Source organism: Campylobacter portucalensis (assembly GCF_009690845.1).
In the GTDB taxonomy this organism is placed as follows: Bacteria; Campylobacterota; Campylobacteria; order Campylobacterales; family Campylobacteraceae; genus Campylobacter_B; species Campylobacter_B portucalensis.
Genome location: NZ_VWSJ01000008.1, coordinates 1 through 21,000, shown reverse-complemented (window position 1 = coordinate 21,000; position 21,000 = coordinate 1). Strand labels below are relative to the sequence as shown.

General features: G+C 30.4%; 30 protein-coding genes. 25 read left to right on the top strand and 5 right to left on the bottom strand.

Going from position 1 to position 21,000, the window contains the following annotated elements; translation table 11 throughout:
- Positions 1 to 36 precede the first annotated feature (36 nt).
- The 3 genes from tpx to F1B92_RS03280 all read left to right on the top strand — a co-directional run bounded on the left by tpx (position 37) and on the right by F1B92_RS03280 (position 2,372).
- On the top strand, positions 37 to 570 hold the full coding sequence (tpx, locus tag F1B92_RS03290; protein ID WP_154570491.1) for a thiol peroxidase: 534 nt from the start codon (positions 37 to 39) through the stop codon (positions 568 to 570).
- Between the two features lie 67 nt (positions 571 to 637).
- Entirely contained in the window at positions 638 to 1,498 is an 861-nt protein-coding gene (ypfJ, locus tag F1B92_RS03285; protein ID WP_154570490.1) for a KPN_02809 family neutral zinc metallopeptidase, read from the top strand.
- A 7-nt stretch (positions 1,499 to 1,505) separates the two neighbouring features.
- Positions 1,506 to 2,372, top strand: a complete 867-nt coding sequence (locus tag F1B92_RS03280; RefSeq protein ID WP_229770902.1) for a DMT family transporter — start codon at positions 1,506 to 1,508, stop codon at positions 2,370 to 2,372.
- Between the two features lie 834 nt (positions 2,373 to 3,206).
- Here F1B92_RS03280 and F1B92_RS03275 read toward each other — a convergent pair.
- From F1B92_RS03275 to F1B92_RS03260, 4 genes are all read right to left on the bottom strand, one after another.
- Entirely contained in the window at positions 3,207 to 5,666 is a 2,460-nt protein-coding gene (locus F1B92_RS03275) for a TonB-dependent receptor plug domain-containing protein (protein WP_154570488.1), read from the bottom strand.
- Positions 5,667 to 5,838: 172 nt separating this feature from the next.
- Entirely contained in the window at positions 5,839 to 7,515 is a 1,677-nt protein-coding gene (gene ilvD / locus F1B92_RS03270; RefSeq protein ID WP_154570487.1) for a dihydroxy-acid dehydratase, read from the bottom strand.
- A gap of 73 nt (positions 7,516 to 7,588) precedes the next feature.
- The gene (locus tag F1B92_RS03265) at positions 7,589 to 8,140 is read right to left on the bottom strand and encodes a ribonuclease HII (protein ID WP_154570486.1); all 552 of its coding nucleotides are present in this window, start codon (positions 8,138 to 8,140) and stop codon (positions 7,589 to 7,591) included.
- Positions 8,141 to 8,148: 8 nt separating this feature from the next.
- Complete coding sequence (locus tag F1B92_RS03260) at positions 8,149 to 9,219, bottom strand: AAA family ATPase (RefSeq protein WP_154570485.1); 1,071 nt, start codon at positions 9,217 to 9,219, stop codon at positions 8,149 to 8,151.
- Positions 9,220 to 9,445: 226 nt separating this feature from the next.
- Between F1B92_RS03260 and rpsJ the strand changes: the two genes are divergently transcribed.
- The 22 genes from rpsJ (at position 9,446) to map (ending at position 19,874) form a co-directional block, all read left to right on the top strand.
- Entirely contained in the window at positions 9,446 to 9,757 is a 312-nt protein-coding gene (gene rpsJ, locus F1B92_RS03255) for a 30S ribosomal protein S10 (protein WP_154570484.1), read from the top strand.
- 9 nt (positions 9,758 to 9,766) lie between these two features.
- Entirely contained in the window at positions 9,767 to 10,345 is a 579-nt protein-coding gene (gene rplC / locus F1B92_RS03250; RefSeq protein WP_154570483.1) for a 50S ribosomal protein L3, read from the top strand.
- The gene (gene rplD, locus F1B92_RS03245; protein WP_154570482.1) at positions 10,342 to 10,956 is read left to right on the top strand and encodes a 50S ribosomal protein L4; all 615 of its coding nucleotides are present in this window, start codon (positions 10,342 to 10,344) and stop codon (positions 10,954 to 10,956) included. Before rplC ends, rplD begins: the two co-directional genes overlap by 4 nt.
- A gap of 1 nt (position 10,957) precedes the next feature.
- Positions 10,958 to 11,248, top strand: a complete 291-nt coding sequence (locus F1B92_RS03240; RefSeq protein WP_154570481.1) for a 50S ribosomal protein L23 — start codon at positions 10,958 to 10,960, stop codon at positions 11,246 to 11,248.
- 1 nt (position 11,249) lies between these two features.
- Complete coding sequence (rplB, locus tag F1B92_RS03235) at positions 11,250 to 12,080, top strand: 50S ribosomal protein L2 (RefSeq protein ID WP_154570480.1); 831 nt, start codon at positions 11,250 to 11,252, stop codon at positions 12,078 to 12,080.
- Positions 12,081 to 12,082: 2 nt separating this feature from the next.
- Positions 12,083 to 12,364, top strand: a complete 282-nt coding sequence (gene rpsS, locus F1B92_RS03230; RefSeq protein ID WP_154570479.1) for a 30S ribosomal protein S19 — start codon at positions 12,083 to 12,085, stop codon at positions 12,362 to 12,364.
- Between the two features lie 9 nt (positions 12,365 to 12,373).
- Positions 12,374 to 12,706: a 50S ribosomal protein L22 gene (gene rplV, locus F1B92_RS03225; protein ID WP_154570478.1), complete on the top strand. Its 333-nt coding sequence runs from the start codon at positions 12,374 to 12,376 to the stop codon at positions 12,704 to 12,706.
- Positions 12,706 to 13,401, top strand: coding sequence for a 30S ribosomal protein S3 (gene rpsC / locus F1B92_RS03220; RefSeq protein WP_154570477.1), 696 nt, complete (start codon positions 12,706 to 12,708; stop codon positions 13,399 to 13,401). Before rplV ends, rpsC begins: the two co-directional genes overlap by 1 nt.
- 2 nt (positions 13,402 to 13,403) lie before the next feature.
- A complete protein-coding gene (rplP, locus tag F1B92_RS03215) occupies positions 13,404 to 13,829 on the top strand; it encodes a 50S ribosomal protein L16 (RefSeq protein ID WP_154570476.1) in 426 nt (141 codons plus the stop codon).
- Positions 13,816 to 14,007 (top strand): 50S ribosomal protein L29, encoded by a 192-nt coding sequence (gene rpmC, locus F1B92_RS03210; protein WP_154570475.1) that lies wholly within the window; start codon positions 13,816 to 13,818, stop codon positions 14,005 to 14,007. Before rplP ends, rpmC begins: the two co-directional genes overlap by 14 nt.
- Positions 14,008 to 14,010: 3 nt before the next feature.
- Positions 14,011 to 14,262: a 30S ribosomal protein S17 gene (rpsQ, locus tag F1B92_RS03205; RefSeq protein WP_154570474.1), complete on the top strand. Its 252-nt coding sequence runs from the start codon at positions 14,011 to 14,013 to the stop codon at positions 14,260 to 14,262.
- Positions 14,262 to 14,630, top strand: coding sequence for a 50S ribosomal protein L14 (gene rplN / locus F1B92_RS03200; protein ID WP_154570473.1), 369 nt, complete (start codon positions 14,262 to 14,264; stop codon positions 14,628 to 14,630). The genes rpsQ and rplN overlap by 1 nt, the downstream gene beginning before the upstream one ends.
- A complete protein-coding gene (gene rplX / locus F1B92_RS03195) occupies positions 14,630 to 14,863 on the top strand; it encodes a 50S ribosomal protein L24 (RefSeq protein ID WP_154570472.1) in 234 nt (77 codons plus the stop codon). Before rplN ends, rplX begins: the two co-directional genes overlap by 1 nt.
- A 3-nt stretch (positions 14,864 to 14,866) precedes the next feature.
- Complete coding sequence (gene rplE / locus F1B92_RS03190) at positions 14,867 to 15,412, top strand: 50S ribosomal protein L5 (protein ID WP_154570471.1); 546 nt, start codon at positions 14,867 to 14,869, stop codon at positions 15,410 to 15,412.
- A gap of 1 nt (position 15,413) precedes the next feature.
- A complete protein-coding gene (locus F1B92_RS03185; RefSeq protein WP_154570470.1) occupies positions 15,414 to 15,599 on the top strand; it encodes a type Z 30S ribosomal protein S14 in 186 nt (61 codons plus the stop codon).
- A 9-nt stretch (positions 15,600 to 15,608) separates the two neighbouring features.
- Complete coding sequence (rpsH, locus tag F1B92_RS03180; protein ID WP_154570469.1) at positions 15,609 to 16,004, top strand: 30S ribosomal protein S8; 396 nt, start codon at positions 15,609 to 15,611, stop codon at positions 16,002 to 16,004.
- Positions 16,005 to 16,086: 82 nt separating this feature from the next.
- A complete protein-coding gene (gene rplF / locus F1B92_RS03175; protein WP_154570468.1) occupies positions 16,087 to 16,623 on the top strand; it encodes a 50S ribosomal protein L6 in 537 nt (178 codons plus the stop codon).
- 9 nt (positions 16,624 to 16,632) lie between these two features.
- On the top strand, positions 16,633 to 16,989 hold the full coding sequence (gene rplR, locus F1B92_RS03170; RefSeq protein ID WP_154570467.1) for a 50S ribosomal protein L18: 357 nt from the start codon (positions 16,633 to 16,635) through the stop codon (positions 16,987 to 16,989).
- Between the two features lie 15 nt (positions 16,990 to 17,004).
- Positions 17,005 to 17,448 carry a 30S ribosomal protein S5 gene (rpsE, locus tag F1B92_RS03165; RefSeq protein ID WP_154570466.1) on the top strand — a complete coding sequence of 148 codons (444 nt, stop codon included), beginning with the start codon at positions 17,005 to 17,007 and terminating at the stop codon, positions 17,446 to 17,448.
- A gap of 3 nt (positions 17,449 to 17,451) precedes the next feature.
- A complete protein-coding gene (rplO, locus tag F1B92_RS03160; protein ID WP_154570465.1) occupies positions 17,452 to 17,853 on the top strand; it encodes a 50S ribosomal protein L15 in 402 nt (133 codons plus the stop codon).
- Positions 17,853 to 19,115 carry a preprotein translocase subunit SecY gene (gene secY, locus F1B92_RS03155; protein WP_154570464.1) on the top strand — a complete coding sequence of 421 codons (1,263 nt, stop codon included), beginning with the start codon at positions 17,853 to 17,855 and terminating at the stop codon, positions 19,113 to 19,115. The genes rplO and secY overlap by 1 nt, the downstream gene beginning before the upstream one ends.
- On the top strand, positions 19,116 to 19,874 hold the full coding sequence (gene map, locus F1B92_RS03150; protein WP_154570463.1) for a type I methionyl aminopeptidase: 759 nt from the start codon (positions 19,116 to 19,118) through the stop codon (positions 19,872 to 19,874).
- 250 nt (positions 19,875 to 20,124) lie between these two features.
- Here map and F1B92_RS03145 read toward each other — a convergent pair whose 3' ends face one another.
- Positions 20,125 to 20,859: a HugZ family heme oxygenase gene (locus tag F1B92_RS03145; protein ID WP_154570462.1), complete on the bottom strand. Its 735-nt coding sequence runs from the start codon at positions 20,857 to 20,859 to the stop codon at positions 20,125 to 20,127.
- Positions 20,860 to 21,000 lie beyond the last annotated feature (141 nt).

Sequence of the window (21,000 nt, the reverse complement as noted above, 5' to 3'; positions counted from 1 at the left end):
AGAATACTACATAAATTTTATTTTTAAGGAGAAAAAATGGCAACAGTTACATTAGGTGGCGAAGTAGTAAATTTAGCAGGTGATGAGCTTAGTATTGGAGATATGGCACCAGTTGTTGAATTAGTTGGTAGAGATTTAGCAAGCGTAAAGGTTGGCGGAAGTAGTGATTTTATACAAGTAATTGCTAGTGTTCCATCTCTTGATACAGGCGTTTGTGCAACTGAAACTAGGAAATTTAATCAAAATGTAGCAAATTTATCTGACGTTAAATTAACAGTTGTATCTATGGATTTGCCTTTTGCTATGGGTAGATTTTGCTCAACAGAAGGTATTGATAATGTTGAAGTTGGAAGCGATTTTAGAAGTAAAGAATTTGCTAAAAAATATGGCGTTTTAATAGAGGATGGAAAGCTAAAAGGTCTTACAGCAAGAGCTATTTTTGTGATTGGAAAAGATGGAGCGATAATTCATAAAGAAATTGTTAGCGAGATAACACAAGAACCAAATTATGATGCCATTAAAAAAGTAGTTGGTGGCGGTTGTGGTTGTGGCGGTTGTGGTTGTCACTAAAGATTTGCAGGTTTTCCTGCAAATTTAACTCTTAATCTGCTTTTTTATTATTAAAATAGAGTTTTAAATGAAATGGCGTGGCAGAAAAGGCAGTTCAAATATTGAAGATTTGAGAAATTCTAAGAATTTAAATGGTATAAAATTACAAATTCTAATCCCTCTCATAAATTTTTTGATTAAAAGTAAAATAGGTCGTATTATACTTATAATAGGTGTTGTAGCGATGTTTTTTGGATATAATCCATTAGCTATTTTAAATTTAAGTTCCAATCAAAATTATAAAGTAAATCATAAATCAGACGAGATGGCGGCTGAATTTGTAGGGGTTGTTTTAGCTCAAACTGAAGAAATTTGGCACAAAATTTTTGCTAGCAATGATTTAAAATATATTGAACCAAAATTGGTTTTATTTAGAGGCGGTATAAGAAGTGCTTGCGGTTTTGCAAATTCTCAAGTTGGTCCTTTTTACTGCCCTGCTGATATGAAAGTTTATTTAGATTTAGGTTTTTTTGATGAATTAGCTAAAAGACACGATGCACCAGGAGATTTTGCAGCTGCTTATGTTGTAGCTCACGAAGTTGGTCATCATATACAAAATTTAACAGGTCTTTTAAAAAGAGCTAAAGATTTAAAGATAGGAAAAAGTGAAAAAATTCAAAATCAAGTTCAGGTTGGAGTTGAGTTGATGGCTGATTGTTATGCTGGAATTTGGGCGTATTATGTTGGATATAATGGGCTTTTAGAAGATGGCGATATCGAAGAAGCACTAAATGCTGCAAGTATGATAGGCGATGATATTTTACAAAAAAAGGCTTATGGAAAAGTCATACCTGATTCTTTTACTCATGGAAGTGCAAAGCAAAGAAAGCAGGCATTTTATGCTGGTTACAAAAGCGGAGATATGAAAATTTGTGATTTTAAAAGATAATTATTTAATGGGCGTTATTTGGACGCTTTTAAGTGCTATTTTTTGGGGAGTATCTGCAACTTGTGGTCAGTATCTGTTTGAAGAAAAAGAAATTGATGCCAAGTGGCTTGTTGTGGTTAGACTTTTGTGTAGCGGGGCGTTTTTATTTTTTATAGCATTAAAAACTCAAAAAAATAGAGCATTTTTGATTTTTACAAATAAATTTGACACTTTTGTGTTGGTTTTTTATGCTATTTTTGGACTTTTTGCTTGCCAATACACTTATTATTTAACGATAGAGCTTAGCAACGCCGCAATAGCGACCATTTTACAATACACATCACCTGTTTTTATTATGATTTATGTAGCCATTAGCACAAAAACTCTTCCAAAAAAACTTGAAATTTTAGCTCTGTTTTTAGTTATAAGTGGTGTTTTTGTATTGGCAACTCACTTAAATTTAAATTCTCTAAACATTCCTAAAAAAGCCCTTATTATCGGACTTATATCTGCACTTTGCATCGTAGTTTATAGCATAACTCCTCTAAAAATTAATCAAAAATATGGAATTTTAACTTGCCTTAGTTTAGGTCTTATGATCTCTGGTGTGATAGCATTTTTTTACAATAAATTTTGGAATTATAGTGGCGTAAGCGATATTAATGGTTATTTGGCTGTATTTGGTGTGGTGTTTTTTGGAACGATACTTTCATTTAGTTTTTATATGAAAGGTTTAAGTATTTTAGGACCAACCAAAACTAGTCTTATAGCTGCATTAGAACCTGTAGCAACGGGATTTTTCGTTTATGTATTTTTAGGTGTGAGATATGAAGTTTTAGATTATGTGGGGTTTTTGATGATAATAGCTTGCACTGTTTTGCTTGCAAAAAAGTGATTTTATAAATTAAATAATATAATAAGCATAATGAGTATTTATTTGTATTTGATGGGATTTAAATTTGTAAATTTAACCATTATTTAGCAAAATATTATGTATTGTGCTTAAATTTATAAGAAAATTTTAGGTTTTAATTTAGAAGTCATAAGAGTTGCTAGAAAATTAGAAAAATAATGATAAAATAGTGGTAAAATTATTGTATAGAAACATCTCTTTACTGCTTTTGCATAAAATAATCGTAGTAAAATTTTGGCTTAATCATTAAATTTATGAGATACTCGAAAACTAATTATATAATTTTTATAAATAGCAGTCTTAAAAGCAAAAATGAATTTATAAATGATATTAATGGAATTAAAAATTTATAGATTGTAAAACTAAATTTAGAGCAATTAAGAGAAAATTTTTGCATTAAAAGTGCTATTATGCTAAACAAAAATTTATATTAAAGCCGATTAAGTTTTGTTGAGTTTAAAATATATTTAAACTATTTTTATGATGTGGTAATTTTTGAAATCTTTGTGTTGCTTATAATTTAAAGGGCTATTTTATTATACTTTGATATCATTAATTTTTATTTATTATATGAGGTTTTAGAGGAAAATTTAGGGTTTTATGCTTGTTTAGAGATAAATTTATCATAATACCTACACAAAAGTAGCTGTTGTTTTGAAATTTACAATTTTTAGATCATATAATCTTTTATTTTGCTAATCGAAATCCAAAAAATATATTAAATAATTAATTGAAAAATTATATTATAATAAATTTCTAACAACATTTTTGCATTTTGATAAAATGTTGCTAGATAATTATAAAATCATTTTAAATTTACCATCTTAAGCCTGCTTCAAGCCAGAAATTTCTACCAGTGCCAAAAATAGTTCTATTTGGATTTAATGGATACTTTTTATTTAAAACATTGTTTATATCTAGATTACTAAAAAATTTAATACCATTTTTTAAATTTTGTTCATAACTTATTCTCATATCCCATAAGGTTTTACTTGGAATAGTTGTTTTTTCATAAATTTCTATTTTATCTTTATTTTTTCCAGTTTGAGTTATTTGATTAATCTTATAAGTAAAAGTTATATGATTTGTAATAGTAAAATTTCTAAAAGACATATTATGGCTAAATTTAGCAGAAAGAGGAATTTTATAATCAGGCCATGGAATTTCATTTTTTAATATAGTTTTTCCTTCATATTCAACTAATTGCATATTTCTAAATTTTTTTATTTTTTTATAATCTTTTGTTTTATCTATTTTATTTATTTTTGTTATGTTGAATGAGAAGTGATTTTTAGTATTTAAAATTTCAATTGGTTTGGTATTTTCTACGCTTAAAATATAAATATCGGTTTTGCTCTTACCATTATTTGTATAATAAATTTTGCTGTCGCGCCCTATTAGCTCACCAGGCATCTCTCTAACCTCATCTTTACTTTTTCTTTTTATATATTTTAAATTTACTCTAGCATTTTCTATATCACCTCTATAAAAAACGCTAAATTCATCATCGTAAGGATTTTTTATCTCGTTTAATCCATATATTTCCACAGATTCTTCATCAAACTTAAACTCATCTTTTGGAGTTTCTCTAGAGTAGTGTTTTTTGTATTTTTCTGTTTCAACATATAGATAGTGTGTAAATAAATTTCTTCCATAATATCTATTTAGTCCAAATCCTAAAAAGTTTTTATCAACGAATTCATACTCGCTTGCAAATCTTGGCGATATCAAAATATCATTAACTAGATTATTTTTTTCTATTCTGATTCCTGGTCTTAATTTTAATCTTTCATAAATTATCTCATCTTCTAAATAAAAAGCTATTTTTCTGTCTTGTGCTTTATGATCTAAATCTCCATAATATTCTTTATATGTGTGGAATTGCCCTGTTGCATTTTGATCTTTATAGCTATCATCATTTACACAAGTTAAATCACCATCTTTACAAATATAGCCATCAAGTATAGGAGAAGTTTCAGGGTATTGAATATATGGCTTTAAAATTTTATATCTTGCTTTTTGTTGTGAGATTTCAAATCCGCTATTTATATTATGCGCAATGTTAAAAGTTTGAAAAGGCATTGCATTTAAATCAAACTTATATGATAAAATTTCTTGCAATTGTTCTATATCGCTAACACTTCCATAGATAGAGCCGTTTTCTTTACTTCCCCAATTTTTAATATTTGACAATTCATACTTATATTGTGCACTTTTATTTTGTGTATATCTTGAAGTATCAAATTTAGAGTAGCTTAAATTTTGTTTTATAAAAACGCTATCTAAATTCAGATCAGTTTCTAAATTTAGAGCATAACCGCCATATTTATAATCTATAGTAGAATCTAAACTATCTTCTTCAAAATATCTATTTGTCTGCATAGAGTATAAAATACTTGGTTTTATAGTAAATTTATCATTTGCATGCACAATGGCTTTTAAATAGTAATTTTGCACATCTTCTTTGTCATTAGGAAAATGGAAAATTTCATTATTTACTTTTTGGGATTTTACATTATCATATTTTATCACTGATGTAAATTTTGAGTAGTTAAATAAAAGCCCTAAATTTTTACTAATATAGCCTTCTAAGCCAACTCTATATCTTTTTTTTACAAAATTACTCTTATCTTGTCCTTTGGATTTTTTATATAACGATTCATTTAAACCTTTATCTCTATATGTATGAGTCCAATCTCCACTTGTATATTGATAGCTTATAACCCCGCTAAAATCACGTTTTGGATCTCTTGTAGTAGCTTTTACAACCCCACCTTGAAAATCTCCATATTTAGCCGAAGCTGAACTATCTATAACCTCTAAATTTTCTAGCAAATCAGTATCAAGAGTAATTGCTTGCGAGCTAAGCGATTTAGCTTTATATGGATCATTAAAATCTATCTCAACACCTTTTGGATTTTTATTAGCTGGATTTAAATCGTGATTAAAATTTACTCCATCTATCATAAAGTTATTTTGATAAAATTTAGCCCCACTTATACTAAAATTCTCAGGTTTTATCTCTCCGCTTTTTACCCCATTTTCAGATTTAAAAGCTATATTTGAACTCATCTTTAAAGCATCGCCGATAGTGTGGTTTTTGGTAGTTAGAGTGTCAAGTTTTTGTCTTGAAAGTGTGGTTGATGAAGCAAAAATATTTGTTGGTATCTCATAAATCACATCTATTTTGTCTAGCATAATGGAATTATATTTTAAATTTATACCATTTGCCGATAAAATAAAAGGCACAGTTAAACTTATGTAAATTTTTTTCATTATTTACCTTAAAATTAAAATTTATGGCACATTATATCAACTGCAACTTAGTTGCAAATTAAATTTATAAATTTATTTGTTTTTTATTAAATTTTATAAAAATATTTTAAATTTGTATTAAAAAATTAATAAAAAGTGTTTTTTGAAATTTATCAAAAACACTTTTTTATATTTACGCTTCCAAAATAGCCCCATTACTTGCATTTGTAACTAGCTTTTGATACTGTCTTAGCCACCTGCTTTTAACTTCTTTGCCCTCATATTTCCACTCTTTTTTACGTTTTTGAATCTCATCGTCGCTTAAAAGGACATTGATACTAAATTTATCCACATCTATTTCTATTATATCTCCATCTTTTAAAAGTCCTATCATACCGCCCTCAGCTGCTTCAGGGCTAACATGCCCTATTGATAGCCCTCTTGTTGCACCACTAAATCTACCATCTGTGATTAGTGCCACATCAGCACCAAGCCCACGCCCCATAATTAAGCTTGTTGGACTAAGCATCTCTTGCATTCCAGGGCCTCCTTTTGGACCTTCGTAGCGGATAACCACAACATCGCCTTTTTTAACCTTGCCGCTAGTAATGCCTGCAATTGCAGCGTCTTGTGAGTTAAAGCAAACTGCTTTTCCACTAAATTTACGCTCCCCTACAATTCCAGCTGCTTTTATAACGCAACCTTGCTGGGCTAAATTTCCAAACAAAATAGCAAGCCCGCCAGTATGTGAAAAAGGTTTATCAATGCTTTTTATAATCTTATAATCTTTAACTTCATATTTTTTAATAAGATCTCCTAAATTTTCTCCAGTTATAGTTAAATTATCAGGTTCTAATAAACCATTATCTCTTTTTGAAATTTCATTTAAAATAGCAAGTATCCCGCCAGCTTTAGCGATATCTTCCATATGAACGCTTGGAAGACTTGGAGCAACTTTTGCAACGTGAGCTATATTTTTACTAATGTCATTTAAATCTTTTATATTAAAGCTAGCTCCAGCTTCTCTAGAGATAGCAAGCATATGTAAAATTGTATTTGAACTCCCACCCATCGCCATATCACACACAAAAGCGTTTTTAATCGCTTTTTTATTTAAGATATTTTTTATTTTATACTTTTCATCAAGTGCAATTTCACAAATTCTCCTAGCTGCAGCTCTAGCAAGTTCCTCTCTTTCAGGCGTTAGAGCTAAAATAGTTCCATTTCCAGGAAGTGCTATCCCCATTGCTTCACAAAGTGAGTTCATAGAATTTGCAGTAAACATCCCGCTACAACTCCCTCCACTTGGACATGCTTCACACTCTATCATTTTAAGCTTTTTTTCATCAATCTTACCTACTTCATAAGCTCCAACGCCTTCAAATACGCTATTTAAATCAAGTGCTTCTCCGCTATCTTGATCAACTCCAGCCCTCATTGGTCCGCCACTTATAAAAACAGTTGGAATATTTACTCTTAAAGCTCCCATTATCATACCAGGAACGATTTTATCACAGTTTGGTATGCATATTAATGCATCTAAACAGTGAGCATTCATCACAGTTTCGATTGAATTTGCTATAATTTCACGACTTGGTAAGCTATAAAGCATACCAGAATGCCCCATTGCTATGCCATCATCAACGCCGATGCAGTTAAACTCAAACGGCACACAGCCATTTTTTCTAATCTCATCTTTTATAATTTCAGCGAATTTATCTAAGAAAAAATGTCCTGGAATTATCTCTATAAAGCTATTTGCAACTCCGATAAAAGGTTTTTCAAAATCTTCATCTTTTAATCCTGTTGCTCTTAAAAGCGATCTATGTGGTGCTCTTGTGTAGCCTTTTTTAATCATATCACTTCTCATAATCAGCCCTTTTTAATAAATTTAAGTATTTTAACATAAAGTTTTAAAAATAAATTTAATTTATAAATTTACATCAAACAAGGTTTTTTTCAAAAGCTTTAACGCGATAGCTTTTTCTATGAAATTCCGTATAGCCATATTTTAAAATGTATTCCAAATGCTTTTTAGTAGCATATCCTTTGTGGCTTAGAAAATCAAATTTAGGGTATTTCTCATCTGCAATTTTTAAATTTTCATCCCTTGTGTGTTTAGCTAAAATGCTTGCAGCACCAACTTCTTTTATAAAAGAGTCGGCTTTTATGATTGTTTTTAAACAATTTACGCCAAAATTTCTATTTCCATCAAAAATGAACTCACACCCATTCCCAAAAAACTCAACTATCGATAAAAGCCCTAAATTTAGACATTTACTAAGCCCAAATTTATCGATTTCTTCACTTGTGAAAGTTATTATTTTAAATTTAGATTTTTTGCAAATTTCATCAAAAAGAAAAGCTCTTTTTTTCGCACTTAATTTTTTGCTATCATTTATGCCATAAATTTCATCATTTAAAACTACGCCAGCTATACACAAATCCCCAGCCAAACATCCACGCCCAGCTTCATCAATCCCACAAATTTTCATCCCCATCCTTAAATACTAAGAGCATATTGCCAAAATGGTAGAATTTCAAATTCCACGCCATCATCTTTTTGAAAATCGCTATTTCCCATTGTTATTACATAGACTTTTTTTATGTTTAAAACTTTTAAATTTTTTATCATTTTTTTAAATTTTAGCTTTATAAATTCCACAGGAGTAAATGGCATAACCAAAAAAGCTTCAAAATTTTCTGGAATAAAAAAATCAAACTCATCTGTATAAAAAACCTCTTTTTTTAGTTTTAAAAATTCGCAAAACAGGGTATTTGTGAGCTTTTTTTGAAAATCTTTTTTAAAATTTAATGCATCCTGAAAAGCAAAATCACAAAAATATATCTTTTTGTTGTTGGATGAAAATTTATTGATGAAATAAACTAAATTTTCATCTTCAAATTTATCAATACTTTCATAAATTTTATTTTTTGAAATTTTTGTTTTTTCTTTTAAAATTTTATAAATCTCATAAGCATTAAATTTAGAATTTGTAAATTTAGCACACTCTTGCAAAATCAAAATTTCGCTTATATCGTATCTTAGTTTTAAGGTTTTTTGAAGGTGTAAATTTAACTCAAACGCATCTAAAGATATATTTTTAACCCCATTTCCTCGTGATAAAAATACGCTAAAAATTCCACCCAAATCACTACTTTTTCTCTCAAAAGCTATAAATTCTTCAAAATCCAACATATCTAAATTTATCTTTTTAAAACCATCTAAATTTAGTGATTTTTTTATGGTTGTTAGCCAAATTTTATCTATTTTTATGTTTTTTAAAAAGCTTAAATCTTGACAGTTTTCTACATTTTCTAATGCTAAGAATTTTATTTTTTCATTATTTTTTAAAAATTCATCTATCCTAAAACTAATATTTCTAAAATCATCAAAATCAATATATAAAAATTCATCTTTTTTGTATTTTGATATTTCATCGCCGATTATATGGCTTTTACCACAACCTTTAAATCCATTTATGATAATTTTATTTTCTTCAAATTTTTGTTTTCTATCTATAAATTTAGAAAAATAAGGCGGATTTTCATAAAAATACTCTAAACTATTCATAGTTGAAATTATACAAAATTTCCTTTTAAAAAGGAATAAATTTAATTAAATTTAGAAAATAGTGCAAATTTATCTTATTTTCCTTTTAAAAAGGAATAAAAAATTATAAATTTAGCCTAAAATCCATATATTTATTGACATAATAATCAAATTTATATATAATCCTAATTCTTTTATTAAATTAAAAGGTCACGAGTTGTGACAAGTTCTTTATGAAGGGAAAACTATGGAAAGAATTAGGTTAAAGCTAAAAGCTTATGACCATAGAGTTTTAGATAAAACAGTTGCGGCAATTGTAGAAGCCGTCAAAAGAACAGGTGCGGATATAAAAGGTCCAATTCCTTTACCTACAAAAATCAAACGCTATACAGTCTTAAAATCTCCACACATCAATAAAGATTCAAGAGAGCAATTTGAGATGAAAATTCATACTCGTATGCTAGATATTGTAGCAGCGACTTCTGATACGGTTGATTCTTTAACTAAGCTTGATTTAGCACCAGAAGTAAATGTTGAAGTTCGTGCTATGGGTAAATAGGGGGTAGTTATGGAATATATAGTAGAAAAAATAGGTATGAGCAGAACTATCGGTAAAGTTAGCACTCCTGTTAGTCTTTTAAAAATCGTAAATACTAAAATTTGTGAATTAAAAGATGAGAATAGGGCTATAGTTGCGTATTCAAATGGAAAATCTTGCAACAAAGCCGTAATGGGTCAGCAAAAAAAATATAATTTAAGTAAAGAATTTAATAAATTTGCTACACTTGAAGTTTCAAATAGTGAAGTTGGTGATCAAGATATATCTCCTTTAAATGAAGCTAAAATTTTAAAAGTAAGTTTTAACTCAAAAGGTAAAGGTTTTCAAGGTGTCGTAAAAAGACATGGTTTTGGTGGTGGTCCAAAATCTCACGGTAGTAGATTTCATAGAAGACACGGTTCTATAGGTAACTGTGAATGGCCAGGACGTGTTCAGCCAGGTATGAAAATGGCGGGTCATACAGGAAATGTAAAAGTAACTGTAAAAAATGAGATTGTTAAATTTGACGCTACAAATGGCGTTATTGCAGTTAAGGGATCGGTTCCTGGATTTAATGGAGCAATGGGTAGAATAAGGATAGTAAAATGAGTAAAATAGCAGTTCTTAATGAAAAACTTGAAAAAGCAAGCGAATTAGAACTTCCATCTAAATTTAGTGAAGTAAATTCTCACAATCTTTATTTATATGTAAAGTCTTATCTTGCTTCATGTAGGGCAAATACAGCACACACAAAAGGACGCTCAGATGTAAGTGGTGGTGGTAAAAAACCATGGCGTCAAAAAGGCAGAGGTGGCGCAAGAGCAGGATCGACTAGAACAAACGTTTGGGTTGGTGGTGCAGTTGCATTTGGTCCTAAAAACAATAGAAATTATTTTCAAAAAGTTAATAAAAAACAAAAAAGACTAGCACTTGAATTTGCACTTAACGAAAAGGCAAATGCTGGCAAATTTTTTGTTGTCGATAGCTTAGAAATTAGTTCTGGTAAGACAAAAGATGCGGCAAATTTTATTAAAAATTTAGGCGTAAGAGATGCATTGATTGTAAAAAATGAGCTTGATTCACAAACACTACTTGCTTACAGAAATTTAAATAATTGCTGGCTAATAGATTCTAATGAGATAAATGGATATTTGGTAGCAGTTTATAGTGCAATAGTTATAGAAAAAGCTGCATATGATAAGATAGTAAAAGAGGGCTAAGATGGCAGATATAACAGATATAAAAACAATTCTCTATACAGAGAAAACTTTAAGCCTTCAAAACGGCGAAAATAACAATGTTGCTGTTATCCAAACATCAACAAATATGACAAAAAATAGATTAAAAGAGATCTTAAAAGTTTATTTTGGAATAAATGCATTAAAAATAAATTCTTTAAGAATGGATGGTAAGGTTAAGCGATTTAGGGGAAAAGTTGGAAGTAGAAAAGATTTTAAAAAATTCTATGTTAAACTTCCTGAAGGTGCAAGCCTTGAAAGTATAGGAGCGTAAAATGGCAATAAAACATTATAAACCATATACTCCAAGTAGAAGATTTATGACAGTCTTAAGTAGTGATGATATTACTGCAAAAGCAAGCGTAAGAAGCCTTCTTGTAAAAATTCCTGCAACATCTGGAAGAAATAATAACGGAAGAATTACTTCACGCCATAAACAAGCTGGAGCAAAAAAACTATATAGAATAATCGATTTTAAAAGAAAAAAATTTGATATTGATGGAAGAGTTGAAGCTATCGAATACGATCCAAATAGAAATTGTAGAATTGCTTTAATTAGCTATAAAGATGGAGAAAAAAGATATATCATTAAACCAAATGGCTTAAATGTTGGTGATGTAATTAGTTCTGCTGAAGGTGGTCTTGATATAAAACCAGGCAATGCTATGAAATTAAAAAATATTCCTCTAGGAACTATTTTGCATAATATTGAGTTAAAACCAGGCAAAGGTGCCCAAATAGCAAGAAGTGCTGGCGGTTATGCTCAACTTATGGGTAAAGAAGAAAAATATGTAATATTAAGACTTCCAAGCGGTGAAATGAGAAAAGTTTTGGCTGAATGTATGGCAACAATTGGCGAAGTTGGCAATGAAGAGTGGGCAAATGTCGTTATTGGTAAAGCTGGTAGAAATCGCCACAGAGGAATTCGCCCTCAAACAAGAGGAAGTGCAATGAACCCAGTTGATCACCCACATGGTGGTGGTGAAGGCAAGAAAAATTCAGGTCGTCATCCAGTTACTCCATGGGGAAAACCAACTAAAGGTGCCAAAACAAGACGTAAAAAAGCTAGTGATAAACTTATAATTTCAAGAAGGAAAGGAAAATAGAGATGGCTAGATCACTCAAAAAAGGTCCTTTCGTTGATGACCACGTAATGAAAAAAGTTTTAGCTGCAAAACAAGCTAATGATAATAAACCTATAAAAACTTGGTCAAGAAGAAGTACGATAGTTCCTGATATGATTGGACTTACATTTAATGTTCATAATGGTAAGAGCTTTATTCCTGTTTATGTTACAGAACATCATATAGGATATAAGTTAGGTGAGTTTGCTCCAACTAGAACTTTTAAAGGCCACAAAGGCTCAGTTCAAAAGAAAATTGGTAAGTAAGGATAGAAAATGAGTAGATCAATTATTAAATTTGTTCGTATTTCTCCGACAAAAACCAGATTAATTGCAAAACAAATTCAAGGAATGAATGCCGAATTTGCACTTGCGACTTTGGAATTTACACCAAATCGTGGAGCAAAATACATAGCAAATGCTATTTCTAGTGCTGTTGCAAATGGTGGGTTTGAGCCAGAAGAGGTTATAATAACTTCATGTAGAGTTGATGCAGGCCCAGTTTTGAAAAGATTTAGACCTCGTGCTAGAGGAACTGCTAGTAAGATTAGAAAACCTACTTCACATATAATGGTTGAAGTTAGCAAACCTACAAAGAAGGAAGCGTAATGGGACAAAAAGTTAATCCAATAGGTCTTAGACTAGGCATAAATAGAAATTGGGAATCAAGATGGTTTCCTGCAAAAGATAGTTTATCAACAAGCATAGGTGAAGACTATAAAATTAGAAAATTTTTAAAGGCTAAACTTTATTATGCAGGTATTAGCCAAATAATAGTTGAAAGAGCTGCTAAAAAAATTCGTATTACAGTTGTAGCTGCAAGACCTGGTGTTATTATCGGCAAGAAGGGCAGTGAAATAGAGAATTTAAAAAATGAAGTAGTTAAACTAATCGGAAAAGATGTTAGTATAAATATCAAAGAAGAAAGAAAATCGGGTGCTTCAGCACAATTAGCAGCCGAAAATGTTGCTATGCAATTAGAAAAAAGAGTTGCTTTTAGAAGAGCTATGAAAAAAGTAATTCAAAATGCACAAAAAGCAGGTGCAAAAGGTATTAAAATTTCAGTATCTGGTCGTTTAGGTGGAGCCGAAATGGCAAGAACTGAGTGGTATTTAGAAGGAAGAGTTCCGCTTCATACTTTTAGAGCAAAGATTGATTATGGTTTTGCTGAAGCTCACACCACATATGGAAATATAGGTGTAAAAGTTTGGATATTTAAAGGTGAAGTTTTGCAAAAAGGAATTCAAACAGAAAAAACAGAAGATGCTCCAAAAAAACAAAGAAGAGCAAGAAGGGGTAGATAGTCATGTTAATGCCAAAAAGAACAAAATATAGAAAAATGATGAAGGGCAGAAATCGTGGTTATGCAACAAGAGGAACACAATTAGCTTATGGTGATATAGGTCTAAAAGCTGTTGAAGCTGGCAGAATTAATTCACGTCAAATAGAAGCTGCTCGTGTGGCTATGACAAGATATGTAAAAAGACAAGCTAAAGTTTGGATAACAGTATTTCCTGATAAACCGCTTACTAAAAAACCTCTTGAAACCAGAATGGGTAAAGGTAAAGGCGGTGTTGAAGAGTGGGTTATGAATATCAAACCTGGTAGAGTTATTTTTGAAATGGCGGGAGCTAGCGAAGAACTTGCAAGAGCTGCATTAACTTTGTCAATTCACAAGTTGCCTTTTAAGACTAAAATAGTAACAAGAGAGAGCGAAAATGAATTATACTGAGTTAAAAGATAAAAATATTAGCGAACTTAACGCTATACTGGTTGAAAAGAAAAAGTTGCTTTTTAATTTAAGACAAAAGCTAAAAACTATGCAGTTAACAAACCCTAATGAAATTCGTGATATAAAAAAAGATATCGCAAGAATAAATACTGCAATTAGCGCAATTAATAAGGGGTGAAATATGGCATTAAAAAGAGAAATTCAAGGTGTTGTATTAAAAAAAGCTGGTGATAAAACAGCTACTATTTTAGTGGAAAAAAGAGTTATGCACCCAAGATATAGAAAATTTGTAAAACGCTTTAAAAAATATTTAATTCACGATGAAAGTAATGTTGCAAATATTGGTGATACTATTTCAGCTGTTGAGTGCAGACCGCTTAGTAAAAGAAAATCATTTCGTTTAAGTGCAATTGTAAAAAAAGGAGTTGAGTAATGATACAAAGCTTTACAAGACTTGCAGTTGCTGATAATAGTGGTGCAAAAGAATTAATGTGTATAAAAGTTTTAGGTGGTAGTAAAAGACGATATGCAACAGTAGGTGATATTATAGTTTGCTCTGTTAAAAAAGCACTACCTAATGGAAAGATAAAAAAAGGTCAAGTTGTTAAAGCAGTTGTGGTTAGAACTAAAAAAGAAGTTCAAAGAGAAAATGGCTCTTTGATAAGATTTGATGAAAATGCAGCTGTTATAATTGATGCTAAAAAAGAACCAGTTGGAACTCGTATTTTTGGGCCTGTTGGTAGAGAAGTAAGATATGGTGGATTTATGAAAATAGTTTCACTTGCACCGGAGGTTTTATAATGGCAGTGAAGTATAAGATTAAAAAAGGTGATAATGTTAAGATTATTGCTGGTGATGACAAAGGCAAAACAGGCGTTGTAAAAAGTGTTATTGCTAAAAAAGGACAAGTTATCGTAGAAGGGATGAAGTTAGCAAAAAAAGCTATTAAGCCAAGCGATAAAAATCCAAGCGGCGGATTTATGGCTGTTGAGATGCCTATAGATATTTCAAATGTAGCTAAGGTTGAGGAGTAATCTATGAATAGACTTAGAACTAAATATCAAGAAGAAATCAGACCAAATTTAGCAAAAGAATTTGATATTAAAAATCCTATGCTTATTCCATCTATTGAAAAAATAGTTATAAGTGTTGGAGCTGGCGAGAGTGCAAAAGATCAAAAAGTTTTACAAAATATGGTTGATACTATATCTTTGATAGCAGGTCAAAAAGCACTTAGTGTTAATGCTAAAAAATCAGTTGCAGGATTTAAAGTAAGAGAAGGTTTTCCAGTAGGTATCAAAGTAACTTTAAGAAAAGAGAATATGTTTGCATTTTTAGATAAGCTTATCTCGATTGCACTTCCTAGAGTTAAAGATTTTAGAGGCGTTCCAAGAGATGGTTTTGATGGAAGAGGAAATTATAATTTTGGTCTTGATGAACAGCTTATGTTTCCAGAAGTTGAGTATGATAAAATTTTAAGAACTCACGGTATGAATATAACAATAGTTACTACAACAAATAGTGATAAAGAGGCTTACAAGCTTTTAGAGCTAATTGGTATGCCTTTTGCAAAAGGAAAGTAATATGGCAAAAAAATCAATGATAGCTAAGGCAAAGAGAAAAGCTAAATTTAGCTCACGTGCCTATACGAGATGTCAAATTTGTGGTCGTCCTCACTCTGTTTATAGAGATTTTGGAATTTGTAGAGTTTGTCTTAGAAAAATGGCTAATGAGGGTCTAATTCCGGGCCTTAAAAAAGCAAGTTGGTAAGGAAAAAATATGTTAAATGATTTATTATCAGATGGATTGACTAGAATTAGAAATGCAAGTCTTAGAAGATTAGATACTGCTAGATTATTGCACTCAAATGCTGTTGAAGCGACATTAGAAGTTTTGGTCCAAAAAGGATATATAGCAACTTTTAATGTAGTTGAAGAAAATAATAAAAAATTCATCAATGTTGAGTTGAAATATGATGAGAATGGCAAAAGTGCGATAAATGAAATTACTAGAATTTCTAAACCAGGTAGAAGAATTTATCAAGGTAAAGATGAGATTAAAAGATTTAAAAATGGTTATGGAACTGTTATAGTTTCTACTAGTCAAGGAATTATGGCTGGTATAGAAGCTAGTAAAAGAGGTATAGGCGGCGAAGTTCTTTGCACTGTTTGGTAAGAACTTTTTACTCTGCTTTTTATGGTATTGTGGTATCCATTCCTAAAAGTAGAAATACCCTAGACAAATAAAAAGGAAAAAAATGTCAAGAATAGGAAAAAAACCTGTATCAATTCCAAGTGGAATTGATGTCAGTTTAGATGCAAATGTTATTAAATTTGCAAAAGGCAAGTTAGTAGAAGAACTTGATACAAAAAATCATGTAGATGTTAAATTTGAAAACAACTCTTTAACTTTTTCTCCAAAAGGTGAAGATAGACAAAGTAGGGCTTATTGGGGAACTTATAGAGCTTTAGCAAATAATATAGTAGTAGGCTTAACTGATGGATTTTCAATAGGACTTGAAATAAATGGTGTTGGTTATAAAGCTGCTGTTAAAGGCAAGGTTGTAGAGTTAAATTTAGGTTTTTCTCATCCTATAAATTATGAGTTACCAGATAGTGTTGAAGCAAGCGTTGAAAAAAACGTTTTAACCATAAAAGGGCACAATAAGCAAGTTGTAGGTCAAGTAGCTGCTAAGATTAGGGAATTTAGACCACCTGAGCCTTATAAAGGAAAAGGCATTAAGTATGTTAATGAAAGAATTATCCGCAAAGCCGGAAAAACATCTAAGAAGTAAGGGTAGGCGATGAGAACAAATATTTTAAAAAGAAAATTATCTTTAAGACTAAAAAGAAAAAGAAGAATTAGAGCTAAAATTTCAGGTATTGCTAATTGCCCAAGAGTTTCTATTTTTAAATCTAATAGAACTATTTATGCTCAAGCTATTGAAGATGTTACATCAACAACTATATGTCAAAGCAGTGGCAAGGTTTTAAATTTAAAAGCAAACAAAGAAGGTGCTATAAATCTTGCAAAAGATTTAGCTACAAAACTTAAAGAAAAAGGCATAGAAGAAGTGGTTTTTGATAGAAATGGTTATTTATATCATGGCGTGATAGCATCTTTTGCAGATGCTTTAAGAGAAAATGGCATTAAGCTATAACCCAAAGGAATGATGATGGAAAGATATAATAAAGAAGAATTTGAAGAAGTAATCGTCAATATCGGCAGGGTTACAAAAGTTGTAAAAGGCGGTCGTAGATTTAGATTTACAGCATTAGTTGTTGTTGGAAATAGAAAAGGTCTTGTAGGTTTTGGTTTTGGTAAGTCAAAAGAAGTTCCAGACGCTATTAAAAAAGCGGTTGATGATGCATTTAAAAACATCATAGAAGTTAAGTTAAAAGGCACTACTATACCGCACGATGTAGAAGTTAAATTTAATGCCAGTAGAGTACTTTTAAAGCCAGCTAGTGAGGGTACTGGTGTTATTGCTGGTGGTTCAACTAGACCTGTATTAGAACTTGCAGGTGTTAAAGATATACTTACAAAATCGTTAGGTTCAAACAATTCATCTAATGTGGTAAGAGCAACAATGAAAGCTCTTAGTATGTTGAAAGGATAAAAAATGGGACTAGAAAATTTACAAAAAGCACCTGGCTCTACTAGAAATACAAAAAGAATTGGTCGTGGTCAAGGCAGTGGTTGGGGAAAAACTGCTACAAAAGGCGGAAAGGGTCAAACAGCCAGAAAAGGCTATAATGAAAAAAGAGGTTTTGAAGGCGGGCAACAACCGCTTCAAAGAAGACTTCCAAAAGTTGGTTTTAATAGCAGAGTTGAAAAACCGTATGTTATTAATGTAGAAAAAATTATAGCTGTTAAAAATTTAGATGAGATAACTCTTGATAGCATAAAAAGTGTGCATAAAATTTCAAACAGCGTTAAAAAAGTTAAATTAATTGGTGTAAGTGCTAAAGATTTAGCTTCAAAAATCAAAGATGAGAATGTAAAAGTAAGCGGATTAAAATAATGAATAAATCACTACGAAACAAAATCTTTATAACCTTAGGTTTTTTGTTCGTGTATAGAATTTTAGCATATGTTCCAGTACCTGGAGTAAATGTTAGTGTTATTGCTGATTTTTTTAGAGACAATAGCAATAACGCTCTTGGTATGTTTAATATGTTTAGCGGAAATGCTGCTGAAAGGCTAAGCATAATATCTTTAGGTATTATGCCCTATATTACAGCTTCTATTATTATGGAGCTTTTATCAGCAACCTTTCCTAAATTAGCACAACTTAAAAAAGAGCGAGATGGTATGCAAAAATATATGCAAATCATCAGATATGCAACAGTTTTTATTACAATAGTTCAAGCTATTGGAGTAAGTATTGGTCTTTATAGTATGACAGGAAAAACAGGTGAAAGTGCTATTTTAATAGATACTGGTTTATTTACAACTTTAGCTTGTGTGTCTATGCTAACAGGAACGATGCTTTTAATGTGGATTGGAGAACAAATAACTCAAAAAGGTATCGGAAACGGCATAAGTTTAATAATCTTTGCTGGAATTGTCAGCGGAATTCCAACAGCAATAAGTGGAGCAGTAAATTTAGTAAATACTGGCGAGATGAATTTCTTAGTTTTACTCTTCATTATTTTTATTATAATAGCTACTATTGGTTTTGTAATATATGTGGAGTTAGGCGAAAGAAGAGTGCCTATTTCATATTCTAGAAAAGTTATGATGCAAAATCAAAATAAAAGAATTATGAACTATATTCCCATAAAAGTAAATTTAAGTGGAGTGATCCCTCCTATTTTTGCAAGTGCTATTTTGATGTTTCCAGCGACTATTTTTCAAGCTAGCACAAACTCTTATATTTTAAAATTAAATGATTTTTTAAATCCTAATGGATATTTATTTCACATTTTAACTTTTATACTTGTTGTATTTTTTTCTTATTTTTATGCTTCTATTGCGTTTAATTCAAAAGATATTAGCGAAAATTTAAAAAAGCAAGGTGGATTTATTCCTGGCGTTAGACCAGGCGAACATACTGCTATTTTTATGAACGATGTTGCTAGCAGGCTAACATTTTGGGGATCTATTTATTTAGGTCTTATATCTACCCTTCCTTGGTTATTAGTTAAATTTGCAGGGGTTCCATTTGCATTTGGCGGAACTTCAGTTTTGATTGTTGTATCTGTTGCTTTAGATACAATGAGAAGAATTGAAGCACAAAATTATATGAATAAATATCAAACTTTAAATGCAGTAGGTCTATAAATGTCAATAACTATAAAAACAATTAAAGACATAGAATGTATTAGGGCGGCGAATAAAATCGTCGCTTCTTGTTTGGACTATGTAGAGTCTTTTATAAGTCCCGGTATGAGTTTATTAGAAGTTGATAAAAAAATAGATGATTTTATAACTAACAAGGGTGCATATCCTGCTTTTAAAGGACTTTATGGTTTTCCAAATGCTGCTTGTTTATCACTAAATGAAGTGTGCATACATGGAATTCCTGATAATACTATCTTAAAAGAGGGCGATATTTTAGGCGTTGATATCGGAAGCAAATTAAATGGATATTATGGAGATAGTGCCAGAACTTTTCCTATTGGTAAAATTTCTAAAAGTGATGAAGATTTAATTGCTTGCAGTAAAGATGCTTTATATTTTGCAATAAAAAACATAAAATCCGGTATGCATTTTAAAGAACTTAGTTATCTTATAGAAAATTTTATTTTAAGTAGAGGGTATGTTCCACTAGAGGATTTTTGCGGTCATGGTATAGGTAAAAAACCGCACGAAGAGCCAGAAATTCCAAACTATCTAACAAGTAAAAATCCAAAACAAGGACCAAAAATAAAAGATGGAATGGTTTTTTGTATAGAGCCAATGATTTGCCAAAAAGATGGAAGACCAGTTATCGGTGCAGATAAATGGAGAGTTACCAGTCAAGATGGATTAAAAACTAGCCATTATGAGCATTGCGTGGCAGTTATCGGAGGCAAGGCCGAAATTTTAAGCATAGCCTAATAAGAGCTAAATTTTAATCAAAATTTAATAAAATTTAAAATTTAGCTCTTTAAATTTTATAAAAAATCTCACTTTAATTTATTTTTGTATTTAATTTTAATACATCAAAATTTCAATAATCTTAAAATATGCTAAATAAATTTTACCATAATCAATAAACCAAAATCTTAGTATTAAATTATATAAATTTAAATTTTTATCAACAAATTTGGTTAGCATTTTGCAATGCTAACCATAAAATAAATTATAATTATTTTTTGATATGAGGATTATTTACTCTGCCTTTGCTTGTTATTTTAAAACCATTAGTATCATAAGCGGCCCCAAAACCTTTTACAAAACGCCCTTTTTTTGGAGTTAATCTAATGATATGAAAGTCTTGCATATTTTTTATAAAAGAAAGAGCTGATTCATTTGGATAAGTTGCTTCAAATTTAGCAAAATATTCATTCCTAAATTTATCATCAACTAACTCAGCACTAGCTTCAAAACTTGCTCTAACTCTTGCAAATAAACTGCTCGCATCCTTTTCATCTTGTATAAAAAATATTGAAATATTATTCGGATTTTCCAACATTGCTTCATAATGCTTGGCTACTGATGAAACACAAATATAAAAATCTCCATTTTCTTTTATGAATGGTGCATACGAAGATATTGCTTGACCATCTTTTATGCTTGAGATAATCACACTGCTAAAAGTATCTATAAATTCAGCCAAACTTCGCTCGATTTTATCGTTATTTGTGTCATCTTTTATGCTTGAGTATAGCTTAATGATGGCATCTTTATAATTATTATTTTCAACTTTTTGTAAAAAAGGCACGAAAAATTCCACATCATCACTTTTTATATTTAATCCTTCTTCGTTCATATTCGTAATTTTTGCATTTGTTGGATTTTCAACCCCACCAAACTTTTTGCAAAACGCAATAATAACGTCTAAATGACCACTATTCATATGTTCAATTGCTTTTTGTACCATGTGTTATCCTTTATTTAAATTTCATAAATTATATTAAAATAAATTTAATTGAAAATTAAAATCAGATATTAAATTCAATTTTTCATTTACAATAATAAAAACACAGTCTGAAATTAAAATTTTATTAAATTTAAAATTTGC

Excerpts from the sequence above, each read along its gene's own strand:
- rplF (WP_154570468.1), top strand. The coding sequence starts at position 16,087 with ATGTCAAGAATAGGAAAAAAACCTGTATCAATTCCAAGTGGAATTGAT.
- rplX (WP_154570472.1), top strand. The coding sequence starts at position 14,630 with ATGGCAGTGAAGTATAAGATTAAAAAAGGTGATAATGTTAAGATTATT.
- rplN (WP_154570473.1), top strand. The coding sequence starts at position 14,262 with ATGATACAAAGCTTTACAAGACTTGCAGTTGCTGATAATAGTGGTGCA.
- rplP (WP_154570476.1), top strand. The coding sequence starts at position 13,404 with ATGTTAATGCCAAAAAGAACAAAATATAGAAAAATGATGAAGGGCAGA.
- secY (WP_154570464.1), top strand. The coding sequence starts at position 17,853 with ATGAATAAATCACTACGAAACAAAATCTTTATAACCTTAGGTTTTTTG.
- rpmC (WP_154570475.1), top strand. The coding sequence starts at position 13,816 with ATGAATTATACTGAGTTAAAAGATAAAAATATTAGCGAACTTAACGCT.
- rpsS (WP_154570479.1), top strand. The coding sequence starts at position 12,083 with ATGGCTAGATCACTCAAAAAAGGTCCTTTCGTTGATGACCACGTAATG.
- rplB (WP_154570480.1), top strand. The coding sequence starts at position 11,250 with ATGGCAATAAAACATTATAAACCATATACTCCAAGTAGAAGATTTATG.
- rpsJ (WP_154570484.1), top strand. The coding sequence starts at position 9,446 with ATGGAAAGAATTAGGTTAAAGCTAAAAGCTTATGACCATAGAGTTTTA.
- ilvD (WP_154570487.1), bottom strand. The coding sequence starts at position 7,515 with ATGAGAAGTGATATGATTAAAAAAGGCTACACAAGAGCACCACATAGA.
- rpsC (WP_154570477.1), top strand. The coding sequence starts at position 12,706 with ATGGGACAAAAAGTTAATCCAATAGGTCTTAGACTAGGCATAAATAGA.
- rplE (WP_154570471.1), top strand. The coding sequence starts at position 14,867 with ATGAATAGACTTAGAACTAAATATCAAGAAGAAATCAGACCAAATTTA.
- rplR (WP_154570467.1), top strand. The coding sequence starts at position 16,633 with ATGAGAACAAATATTTTAAAAAGAAAATTATCTTTAAGACTAAAAAGA.
- rplO (WP_154570465.1), top strand. The coding sequence starts at position 17,452 with ATGGGACTAGAAAATTTACAAAAAGCACCTGGCTCTACTAGAAATACA.
- F1B92_RS03260 (WP_154570485.1), bottom strand. The coding sequence starts at position 9,219 with ATGAATAGTTTAGAGTATTTTTATGAAAATCCGCCTTATTTTTCTAAA.
- F1B92_RS03280 (WP_229770902.1), top strand. The coding sequence starts at position 1,506 with ATGGGCGTTATTTGGACGCTTTTAAGTGCTATTTTTTGGGGAGTATCT.
- F1B92_RS03275 (WP_154570488.1), bottom strand. The coding sequence starts at position 5,666 with ATGAAAAAAATTTACATAAGTTTAACTGTGCCTTTTATTTTATCGGCA.
- F1B92_RS03185 (WP_154570470.1), top strand. The coding sequence starts at position 15,414 with ATGGCAAAAAAATCAATGATAGCTAAGGCAAAGAGAAAAGCTAAATTT.
- rpsH (WP_154570469.1), top strand. The coding sequence starts at position 15,609 with ATGTTAAATGATTTATTATCAGATGGATTGACTAGAATTAGAAATGCA.
- rpsE (WP_154570466.1), top strand. The coding sequence starts at position 17,005 with ATGGAAAGATATAATAAAGAAGAATTTGAAGAAGTAATCGTCAATATC.
- F1B92_RS03265 (WP_154570486.1), bottom strand. The coding sequence starts at position 8,140 with ATGAAAATTTGTGGGATTGATGAAGCTGGGCGTGGATGTTTGGCTGGG.
- rplV (WP_154570478.1), top strand. The coding sequence starts at position 12,374 with ATGAGTAGATCAATTATTAAATTTGTTCGTATTTCTCCGACAAAAACC.
- map (WP_154570463.1), top strand. The coding sequence starts at position 19,116 with ATGTCAATAACTATAAAAACAATTAAAGACATAGAATGTATTAGGGCG.
- rplD (WP_154570482.1), top strand. The coding sequence starts at position 10,342 with ATGAGTAAAATAGCAGTTCTTAATGAAAAACTTGAAAAAGCAAGCGAA.
- F1B92_RS03240 (WP_154570481.1), top strand. The coding sequence starts at position 10,958 with ATGGCAGATATAACAGATATAAAAACAATTCTCTATACAGAGAAAACT.
- tpx (WP_154570491.1), top strand. The coding sequence starts at position 37 with ATGGCAACAGTTACATTAGGTGGCGAAGTAGTAAATTTAGCAGGTGAT.
- rpsQ (WP_154570474.1), top strand. The coding sequence starts at position 14,011 with ATGGCATTAAAAAGAGAAATTCAAGGTGTTGTATTAAAAAAAGCTGGT.
- ypfJ (WP_154570490.1), top strand. The coding sequence starts at position 638 with ATGAAATGGCGTGGCAGAAAAGGCAGTTCAAATATTGAAGATTTGAGA.
- rplC (WP_154570483.1), top strand. The coding sequence starts at position 9,767 with ATGGAATATATAGTAGAAAAAATAGGTATGAGCAGAACTATCGGTAAA.
- F1B92_RS03145 (WP_154570462.1), bottom strand. The coding sequence starts at position 20,859 with ATGGTACAAAAAGCAATTGAACATATGAATAGTGGTCATTTAGACGTT.